Genomic DNA, 8,953 nt, shown 5'->3' with positions numbered 1-8,953 from the left:
AAATGACGCAAGTGACACGGTGACGCAGAAATCCAGACGTCGGACACACACCGACCCGCCACCCCCACCTGTTCCCTGCCCGTCGCATCAGCCGGAGGACCCATGCCCCCGCACAGCGACCCCCGCGCCACCCTCCGAGGCGGCCTCCCCGACCGCTACCTCACCCCCGACGACATCGCCGAACTCTTCGGCGTGCCCCTGGAGACCGTCTACCAGTGGCGCAAGAAGCGCACCGGCCCGCCCGGCTTCCGCGTCGGCAAGCACGTCCGCTACGACCCGCAGGCTGTCCACGACTGGGCCGCCCAGCAGATGCAGGCGGACCTCAGCCAGGCCGCCTGACACCACCCACCACCGAGGGCGGGCCCACACGGGCCCGCCCTCACCGCGTTCCCCGAAAGGACCCGCACGTGGCAGGCCACATCCAAGACCGCTGGTTCAAGACCGAAGTGGGGCCCGACGGCAAGACTCGCCGGGTCAAAAGCGACCGGTACGGCTCCGGTCTCCGCTACCGCGCCCGGTACATCGGTCCGGACGGCACGGAGAAGTCCAAGAGCTTTCCCGACAAGCAGAAGCGCCTCGCAGAGAAGTGGCTGTCGGCCATCGAGGCGGACATGTCCCGTGGCCAGTACATCGACCCTGCCGCCGGCCGGATCACGTTCCGGGAGTACGGCGAGAAGTGGCTCGCGTCGCAGACGACGGACGCCACCACACAGACGTCCGTCGCGGTGCAGATCCGCCGGCACGCCTTCCCGTACCTCGGCACTCGCCCCATCGACTCGTTCCGTCCGGAGCACATCCGCGACTGGCTCAGCGAGCTGGAACGGGTCCTGCCGGTGTCCTCGTACCGGCGCGTGATCTTCGCGAGCGTGTCTGCCGTGCTGGCGGCCGCGGTCGATGACGAGCTGCTGGCGCGGAACCCGTGCAAGGCCGGCACCGTGCGGGCCCCCGCCCTGGTTGCCCCGAGGGTCAAGCCGTGGACCCCCGAGCGGCTGTTCGCCGTCCGCGCCGCACTGCCCAAGCGGTATCAGGCGGTGGCTGACGCCGGCGGCGGTCTCGGGCTCCGCCAGGGGGAAATCTTCGGCCTGCCGGATGACCCGGACGACTTCCGCGGGGAATGGCTGCGGGTGGCAAATCAGGTGAAGGTGGCGAACGGACGGCTCGTCTTCGGCCCGCCCAAGCGAGGGAAGGAGCGGGACGTACCGCTCCCCCGGCACGTCGCGCAGGTGCTGAGGGAGCACCGCGAGGCATTCCCGCCCGTGGACGTCACGCTCCCCTGGCTCAAGCCGGACGGCCCGTTGGTCACCAAGCGGCTGCTGTTCTCCCTGCCGGGCGGCGGGGCGGTGCGGCGGACCGACTTCAACACCCGCGTGTGGAAGTTCGCCCTCGTGCAGGCCGGCGTCATCCCGGAGCCGAAGCCGGGCGAGCGTCACCAAGCGGCCCGCGAGCACGGAATGCACGCGCTGCGGCACTTCTACGCGTCCGTGCTGCTGGACGCCGGGGAGAACATCAAGGCGCTGAGCACGTACCTCGGGCACGGCGATCCGGGCTTCACGCTCCGGGTCTACACGCACCTGATGCCGAGCAGCCACGAGCGGACCCTGAAGGCGATGGACGACGTCTACCGGGCCGCCGGCCCGACGGCAGACGGCCCACAGACGGCCCAGGAGGGGTGAGACGGCCCCGGGCCGGTGGTCGATGACCACCGGCCCGGAGTGTCAGAAAAATGCGACAGTGCCGCTGACCTGCGGTTACAGCACCGGCAGGTTCTTCCGCAGTTCGAAGGCCGTGACCTCGGAGCGGTACTCCTCCCACTCCTGCTTCTTGTTGCGGAGGAAGAAGTCGAAGACGTGCTCGCCCAGGGTTTCGGCGACCAGTTCGCTGCGTTCCATCAGGGCGATGGCCTCGCCGAGGTTCTGCGGGAGGGGTTCGATGCCCATGGCGCGGCGTTCGGCGTCGGAGAGGGCCCAGACGTCGTCGTCGGCGCCGGCGGGGAGTTCGTAGCCCTCCTCGATGCCCTTGAGGCCGGCGGCCAGCAGGACGGCGTACGTCAGGTACGGGTTGGCGCCGGAGTCGATCGAGCGGACCTCGATGCGGGAGGAGCCCATCTTGCCGGGCTTGTACATCGGGACGCGGATCAGGGCCGAGCGGTTGTTGTGGCCCCAGCAGATGTAGGAGGGGGCCTCTCCGCCGGAGCCGGCGGTGCGGGAGGAGCCGCCCCAGATGCGCTTGTACGAGTTGACCCACTGGTTGGTGACGGCGGCGGTCTCGGCGGCGTGCCGCAGCAGGCCGGCGATGAAGGAGCGGCCGACCTTGGAGAGCTGGTACTCGGCGCCGGACTCGTAGAACGCGTTGCGGTCGCCCTCGAAGAGGGAGAGGTGGGTGTGCATGCCCGAGCCGGGGTACTCCGAGAACGGCTTGGGCATGAAGGTGGCCTGCACGCCCTGCTCCAGCGCGACCTGCTTCATGACCAGGCGGAACGTCATGATGTTGTCGGCGGTGGACAGCGCGTCGGCGTACCGGAGGTCGATCTCCTGCTGGCCGGGGGCGCCCTCGTGGTGGCTGAACTCGACGGAGATGCCCATCGATTCGAGCATGGTGATGGCCTGCCGGCGGAAGTCCATGCCGACGTTCTGCGGGGTGTGGTCGAAGTAGCCGGAGTTGTCGGCGGGCACCGGCCGGGACCCGTCGAGCGGCTTGTCCTTCAGCAGGAAGAACTCGATCTCCGGGTGGGTGTAGAAGGTGAAGCCCAGGTCGGAGGTCTTGGCGAGGATCCGCTTGAGCACGAAGCGGGGGTCCGCGAACGACGGCGAGCCGTCCGGCATCAGGATGTCGCAGAACATGCGGGCGGTGCCCGGGGCCTCGGCCCGCCACGGCAGTATCTGGAAGGTCCCCGGGTCCGGCTTGGCGATCATGTCCGACTCGTAGACGCGGGCGAAGCCCTCGATCGCGGAGCCGTCGAAGCCGATGCCCTCGTCGAACGCCTGCTCAAGCTCGGCGGGCGCGACGGCCACCGACTTGAGGAAGCCCAGCACGTCGGTGAACCACAGGCGCACGAACCGGATGTCGCGCTCCTCAAGCGTCCGGAGGACGAATTCCTGCTGCTTGTCCATGCCTTCATCCTCGCAGTTCAGACGGCCTGTGCACCACCAGCGGCGGGTCGGGGAGCGCCCTCAGTATCGCGGCCCGTGGTTTCGGCCACATTACGGGCCCCCATCGGGCTGTGACACCCCCGCACTGACCGTCGGGGCGGCATGAGCATTACCATCTGCGGCCATGGGGGGCAGGGATCACTTCGGCCGCCGGCGCGTCACGCGGCCGGCTGCTCTGGTGTGCGCTCTGGGCGCCCTGGTGGCGGCCCTGCTGCTGTGCGGCGGGCCGTTCGGCGGGCATGCCGGCGGGGCGCTGCGCACCGCGGCGGCCGCACCGCACCACAGCCCCGCCGGGTACGGCCCGGGCCGGGCCGCTGCGGACCGGCCGGTGTACGAGTGCCCGGACGGGATGCCGGGCTGCTCGGGCCGGGTGCACGGCACCCCGGCCGTGCTGACCGTGCCGCCGCCGGCCGCCGAGGCGCCCGGCGTGCCGGTGCTCGCGCCGCGGCCCCGCGCGGCGGGCCGGGCGCTGCCGCCGCAGCCGCCGGCCCGCGCCCCCGACCTGCATGTCCTTCAAGTGCTGCGGAACTGAGCCCGGCACCGCACCGCCCGCGCCCCCCCCCCCCCCCTCCGAGAAGGACAAGGACCACAGCAGCCATGGCCAAGACCGCCCGACCCCAGAACGACCGCCAGGCCCGGATAGCCGAGATGCGCCGCGCCGAGCAGGCCCGCGAGCGCCGCAGCAAGATCATCGCGATCACGGCGTGCACCGCCGTCGTCGCCGGCCTCGTCGGTTTCGGCGCGTACGTGCTCAACAAGGAGTCGGACAAGAAGGAGGCCGCCGCGGCGGCCGTGAAGGCGCCCGTGACGGGCGAGCAGACCTGGGACGCCAAGAAGCTCGGCCGCAACCACGTCACGAAGGCCGTCTCGTACGAGATGAACCCGCCGGTCGGCGGCGACCACAACCCGGCGTGGATGAACTGTGACGGCGACGTCTACAAGAAGGCCCTGCCGAAGGAGAACGCCGTGCACTCCCTGGAGCACGGCGCGGTCTGGGTCACGTACAGCGACAAGGCCCCGGCGGCCGAGGTGAAGAAGCTGGAGGAGAAGGTCGCGAAGACCCCCTACACGCTGATGAGCCCGGTGAAGGACCAGGCAGGCGCGATCATGCTGAGCGCCTGGGGCAAGCAGGTGACCGTGGACGGGGCGGGTGACCCGCGGGTCGCCCAGTTCTTCGGCAAGTACGTGAACGGCCCGCAGACCCCCGAGCCGGGTGCGGCGTGCACGGGCGGGCTGGACCAGCCGTGACGCTGACCCGCGCCCACTGGGTGGGCATCGCCGCCGTCGTCCTCGCGCTGCTGTTCGCCGGCACCGCCGCGGTCACCGCGAGCGGTTCCGGCACTGCGGAGGGGGCGGCGAAGGTCCCGGGCACCGCCTCCGCGGACGCGGGCTTCGCGCGCGACATGGCGGTCCACCACCAGCAGGCGGTGGAGATGTCGTTCATCGTCCGCGACCGCACGACCGACACCGACGTGCGCCGGCTGGCGTACGACATCGCCAACACGCAGGCCAACCAGCGCGGCATGATGCTGGGCTGGCTGGACCTGTGGGGTCTGCCGAAGACGGACGTGGAGCGGGAGCCGATGGCCTGGATGGCCGCCGGTGACGGCGCCCCGGGCCACGGCGGGCACGGCGGCGGCTCGGGCCACGGCATGGCCGGCATGCCCGCCGCGAAGCCGGGTGCGCTGATGCCGGGCATGGCGACGAAGGCCGAACTGGCCGCGCTGGGCAAGGCGCAGGGCAAGGCGGCCGAGGTGCTGTTCCTCCAGCTGATGACCGACCACCACAAGGGCGGCGTCCACATGGCGCAGGGCTGCGCCGACCGCTGCACCACCCCGGTGGAGCGGGACCTCGCCCGCGGCATGGTCGAGGCCCAGCAGTCGGAGCTGGACCTGATGGCGGCCATGCTCAAGGCCCGCGGGGCGGCCCCGCGGCCGTAGCGCGTACGGGTGTCGGAGGCGGGCGGGTCCGGGAACGGGCCCGCCCGTCGGCGTGTCAGGGGGCGGACGCGTGCGGGGCGGCGAGGATCGTCCGGGCCACCTGGTGGGGCCGGTCGGCCATGACGAGGTGGCCGGCGGGCTCGGCGGTGTCGAAGCGGGCGCCGAGGGTCCGGGCGAGGGCGGCCTGGCGGGCCTGCCAGCGCAGGGCGCCGGGGCGGCCGGAGCCGTCGTAGGCGGCGAGGACGGTGGCGGGGGCGGTCAGCGGGCGGGTCTCGCGCAGCCGGAGCAGTTCGGCGGCGGTCCGGGCGTAGTGGGCGTTCTCCAGGAGGGCGCCCTGCCAGACCCGGCCGGTGCGGTAGCAGCGGCGGACGAGGGCGCGGGGGGCCGGATCGGGGCCGCCGGTGCGGGCGGCCCGGACGGCGGCCCGGCGCAGCAGCGGGCCCGCGGCGGCCGGCAGTCCGGTGGCGGTCAGGGCGCGGCCGGCCAGCCGGGCGGCGGCTTCGTGCAGCGCGGGGGCCGGGTCGGCGGGCGGGTGCTCCTCGGTGCTGCCGTCGACGAGGACGAGGGCGGCGGTGCGTTCCGGGTGGCGGCGGGCGAAGGCCTCGGCGTGGAAGGCGGCGATGGAGTGCCCTGCCACGGTGACCGGCCCGGGGGGCAGCCGCAGTGCGTCGAGGATCCCGGCGATCCGGTCGGCCTCGGCGAGGGCGCCGTACGCGCCCGGGCCGCGGCCGGCGGGGGCGCTGAGGCCGTGGCCCGGCCGGTCGAAGCGGACCACGGTGCGGTGCGGGGCCAGGTACGGGACCACGGGGTCCCAGTCGAACCAGGCGAGGCCGAGGCCGGCGCTGAGCACGCAGACCGGGCCGTCCCCGTCGACGCGCACGTGCAGCGGGAGGCCGCCGACCCGCAGGAAGCCGTCGAAGCGCGGGACCGGCGGCGGGGTCACGGGCGGGGTCCGGTACGGGGTGCGGTGCCGGGTCCGGTACGGGGTGCGGGGCGCGGCTGGGTGCCGACGGCGTGGGCGAGGACGCCGAGCCAGAGGGCGACCAGGAGCACCTGGAGGCGCTGGCCGGCGCCCAGGGCCCAGGTGCCGTGGCCGGCGCTGAACAGGGCGATGGCGGTGAGGGTCCAGGCGGTGGCGGCGAGTTCGAGGACGACGAGCGCCGGGCCGGTGCGGGCGAGCGGCGGCCACCAGCCGTACCGGCGGGCGGCGAGGGTGAGGGCGAGGATTCCGAGGAGGGCGCCGCACATGGCCAGGCTGGAGCTGATGGCGTGCGCCTGGTGGGTGGCCGGGACCAGGCCGGCGGTCTCCCGGGCGGCGCACTCGGGGTCGACGGTGGGCTTGCAGCTCAGCGGCAGCCAGGCGTCGGCGGCGGTGGCGGCGCCGAACAGGGCGAGGCCGCCCCAGCCGGTCCAGGCCCAGGGGCGGCGGGCGCCGGGGGTGCGGGCGGTGTGCAGCAGGGCCAGCAGGGCGCCGGCGAGGACCAGCAGGCCGGCGGTGAAGTCGGTGGCGCGGAAGAGGCCGCCGAGGGGCTGGTCCTGGGCGGCGAGTTCGCTGACGTACGTCTCGACGGGGTTGAGGCCGGTGGAGAAGACGACTTCGAGCACCCAGGCGGTGTACGCCGCCGCGCCGAGGCCGATGAGGGCGGCGACGGGCCGCGTACCAGTCAGGGACATAACGGGATCAATCCTACTCAGAGTGATGCAGACGGCTGGTCCGGGATACCCACCCGGGGTAGGGTTCCGGATGTGACGCCCACAGCCCCGCGAGCCCCCCGGTTGCCCCGGCTGCTGCTGCTCGCCGCGCTGCTCCTGGGCATCGCGGGCATGCACGCCCTGGGCCACCCCGCCGAATCCCGCGCCCTGCCGGCGCCCGGCACGTTCGCGGCCGCCACCTTCCATGACGCAGAACGGGTCGCACACGTTGCCGGTTCCGGGGTGACGGCCACGTCACACGGCGCGGGCCACGGCGGGCCCGGCGGCACGGGTACGGACACGGGCATGGACCCCGGCAGCGTGTGCCTGGCGGTGCTCGCCGGGCTCGGGGTGCTGGTGCTCGGCGGGCGGCTGCGGGGCACGCCCCGGCGCCGCGGCGGCGGCGGTGGCCGGCGGGCCGGGCGGACGGACGGGGGCGGGCGGCACGCGCCGCCGCCGCAGCGGGTGCGCGCCGGATCGGTGGTGCTGCGGGTATAGGAGGGCCGGTCCGACCCCGTCCATCCGTCCGCACCACCCCACAACGAGGTGCTCCATGCGCTCTCTTCACACACGTCGCACCCTGCTCGGCGCCGGACTCGCCGCGGCCGGCGGCGGGCTGCTCGCCGGCTGCTCCGGCGGCTCCGCCCCGGACCACGGGCAGCACGGCGGATCCGGCGGCACGCGCCCCGCGCCCGCCGGGTACGTCAGCCCCGACGGGCCGGAGGTCCGGGCCGCCGAGGAGGCCCGCCGGGCCCGCGGCCGGGTCCGCGCCGTGCGGGTCACCGCCACCGCCGCCACGCTCGACCTCGGCGCGGGCCGCTCCGTGCGGACCTGGGCCTACGGCGACCGGCTGCCCGGGCAGGAGGTCCGCGTCACCGCGGGCGACACCCTGGCCCTCACCCTCGCCAACCACCTCCCCGAGGCCACCTCCCTGCACTGGCACGGCCTGGCGCTGCGCAACGACATGGACGGCGTGCCCGGCCTGACCCAGAAGGCGGTCCGGCCCGGCGGCGCCCACACGTACCGGTTCGCCGTGCCGCACCCCGGGACGTACTGGTTCCACCCGCACTCCGGCGTCCAGCTGGACCGCGGCCTCTACGCCCCGCTGATCGTCGAGGACCCGCGCGAGCCGCTCGCGTACGACCAGGAGTGGGTGGTGGTCCTGGACGACTGGGTGGACGGCGTCGACGGCTCCACCCCGGACGCGGTGCTCGCCGAACTGTCCAAGGGCATGGCCGGCGGCGGGCACGCCGGACACGGCGCGGGCGGCACGGGCGGCACCGCCGGGTCCCCACCTCCCGGCGCCGGCCCGTCCCGGATCATGACGGGCGCCCGCAGCGACGTGCTCGGCGCCGACGCGGGCGACGTGGCGTACCCGCACTACCTGGTCAACGGGCGCACCCCGGAGGACCCGGCGGTGTTCACGGCCCGGCCGGGCGACCGGATCCGGATCCGGATCGTCAACGCGGGCGGCGACACCGCCTTCCGCGTCGCGCTCGGCGGCCACGAGATGACGGTCACGCACACCGATGGCTTCCCGGTGGTGCACACCCGGGCGCGCTCGCTGCTGCTCGGCATGGGCGAGCGGTACGACGTCCTGGTGACGGCGCAGGACGGGGTGTTCCCGCTGACGGCGCTCGCCGAGGGCAAGGACCGCACCGCGCTGGCCGTGCTGCGCACCGGCGGCGGCGCGGCCCCGGCCGCCGGGGTCCGGCCGGCCGAGCTGACCGGCCGCCCGCTGACCGCCGACCGGCTGCGGGCCGCGCCGTCGGTGGCGCTGCCCGCGCGCACCCCGGACCGGACCGTGAAGATCCGGCTCACCGGCGGCATGGAGAAGTACGACTGGGCCTTCGACGGCGCCCCCTACACGGCGGACCGGCTGCACCCGGTGAAGGCGGGCGAGCGGGTCCGGCTGGTGTTCGCGAACTCCACCTCGATGTGGCACCCGCTGCACCTGCACGGCCACACGTTCGCGCTGGCCAACGTGCCGGGCGGGGTCCGCAAGGACACCGCGGTGGTGCTGCCGAACGGCACCCTCACCGTGGACTTCGACGCCGACAACCCGGGCCTGTGGATGATCCACTGCCACAACGTCTACCACGCGGAGGCCGGGATGATGACGGTGCTGGGGTACCGGCGGAAGTAGGCGCTCCGGCGGGGTGCCGGAGCACC

At 74.2% G+C, this 8,953-nt stretch carries 10 protein-coding genes; 7 read left to right on the top strand and 3 right to left on the bottom strand.

Annotation, left to right across the window (positions count from 1 at the left end; genetic code table 11):
* Nucleotides 1-102 precede the first annotated feature (102 nt).
* Both LG634_RS35210 and LG634_RS35205 read left to right on the top strand, forming a co-directional pair.
* The gene (locus LG634_RS35210; protein WP_226740234.1) at nt 103-339 is read left to right on the top strand and encodes a helix-turn-helix domain-containing protein; all 237 of its coding nucleotides are present in this window, start codon (nt 103-105) and stop codon (nt 337-339) included.
* A gap of 68 nt (nt 340-407) precedes the next feature.
* Entirely contained in the window at nt 408-1,673 is a 1,266-nt protein-coding gene (locus LG634_RS35205) for a site-specific integrase (RefSeq protein WP_226740232.1), read from the top strand.
* A gap of 75 nt (nt 1,674-1,748) precedes the next feature.
* Here LG634_RS35205 and glnA2 read toward each other — a convergent pair whose 3' ends face one another.
* Nucleotides 1,749-3,110 carry a gamma-glutamylpolyamine synthetase GlnA2 gene (glnA2, locus tag LG634_RS35200; protein WP_226740230.1) on the bottom strand — a complete coding sequence of 454 codons (1,362 nt, stop codon included), beginning with the start codon at nt 3,108-3,110 and terminating at the stop codon, nt 1,749-1,751.
* A gap of 163 nt (nt 3,111-3,273) precedes the next feature.
* Between glnA2 and LG634_RS35195 the strand changes: the two genes are divergently transcribed.
* The 3 genes from LG634_RS35195 to LG634_RS35185 all read left to right on the top strand — a co-directional run bounded on the left by LG634_RS35195 (nt 3,274) and on the right by LG634_RS35185 (nt 5,089).
* Nucleotides 3,274-3,681 (top strand): hypothetical protein, encoded by a 408-nt coding sequence (locus tag LG634_RS35195; RefSeq protein WP_226740228.1) that lies wholly within the window; start codon nt 3,274-3,276, stop codon nt 3,679-3,681.
* A 65-nt stretch (nt 3,682-3,746) separates the two neighbouring features.
* Entirely contained in the window at nt 3,747-4,397 is a 651-nt protein-coding gene (locus LG634_RS35190; RefSeq protein ID WP_226740226.1) for a thioredoxin-like domain-containing protein, read from the top strand.
* A 2-nt stretch (nt 4,398-4,399) separates the two neighbouring features.
* Nucleotides 4,400-5,089 (top strand): DUF305 domain-containing protein, encoded by a 690-nt coding sequence (locus tag LG634_RS35185; protein WP_226740236.1) that lies wholly within the window; start codon nt 4,400-4,402, stop codon nt 5,087-5,089.
* A gap of 55 nt (nt 5,090-5,144) precedes the next feature.
* Here LG634_RS35185 and LG634_RS35180 read toward each other — a convergent pair whose 3' ends face one another.
* Entirely contained in the window at nt 5,145-6,032 is an 888-nt protein-coding gene (locus LG634_RS35180) for an alpha/beta fold hydrolase (protein ID WP_226740224.1), read from the bottom strand.
* Entirely contained in the window at nt 6,029-6,763 is a 735-nt protein-coding gene (locus LG634_RS35175) for a DUF998 domain-containing protein (RefSeq protein WP_226740222.1), read from the bottom strand. The genes LG634_RS35180 and LG634_RS35175 overlap by 4 nt, the downstream gene beginning before the upstream one ends.
* A 72-nt stretch (nt 6,764-6,835) precedes the next feature.
* Between LG634_RS35175 and LG634_RS35170 the strand changes: the two genes are divergently transcribed.
* Nucleotides 6,836-7,279 (top strand): hypothetical protein, encoded by a 444-nt coding sequence (locus LG634_RS35170; RefSeq protein WP_226740220.1) that lies wholly within the window; start codon nt 6,836-6,838, stop codon nt 7,277-7,279.
* Nucleotides 7,280-7,334: 55 nt separating this feature from the next.
* Nucleotides 7,335-8,927, top strand: coding sequence for a multicopper oxidase family protein (locus LG634_RS35165; RefSeq protein ID WP_226740218.1), 1,593 nt, complete (start codon nt 7,335-7,337; stop codon nt 8,925-8,927).
* The last annotated feature ends 26 nt before the right edge of the window (nt 8,928-8,953 follow it).

The sequence above is a fragment of the Streptomyces bambusae genome (assembly GCF_020532645.1).
GTDB classification, from domain to species: domain Bacteria; phylum Actinomycetota; class Actinomycetes; order Streptomycetales; family Streptomycetaceae; genus Streptomyces; species Streptomyces bambusae.
This window is presented reverse-complemented; position numbering and strand designations above follow the sequence as displayed.

Bases quoted from the DNA above. Each gene is read 5' to 3' on its own strand.
- LG634_RS35190 (WP_226740226.1), top strand. From the start codon at position 3,747: ATGGCCAAGACCGCCCGACCCCAGAACGACCGCCAGGCCCGGATAGCC.
- LG634_RS35165 (WP_226740218.1), top strand. From the start codon at position 7,335: ATGCGCTCTCTTCACACACGTCGCACCCTGCTCGGCGCCGGACTCGCC.
- LG634_RS35195 (WP_226740228.1), top strand. From the start codon at position 3,274: ATGGGGGGCAGGGATCACTTCGGCCGCCGGCGCGTCACGCGGCCGGCT.
- glnA2 (WP_226740230.1), bottom strand. From the start codon at position 3,110: ATGGACAAGCAGCAGGAATTCGTCCTCCGGACGCTTGAGGAGCGCGAC.
- LG634_RS35210 (WP_226740234.1), top strand. From the start codon at position 103: ATGCCCCCGCACAGCGACCCCCGCGCCACCCTCCGAGGCGGCCTCCCC.
- LG634_RS35175 (WP_226740222.1), bottom strand. From the start codon at position 6,763: ATGTCCCTGACTGGTACGCGGCCCGTCGCCGCCCTCATCGGCCTCGGC.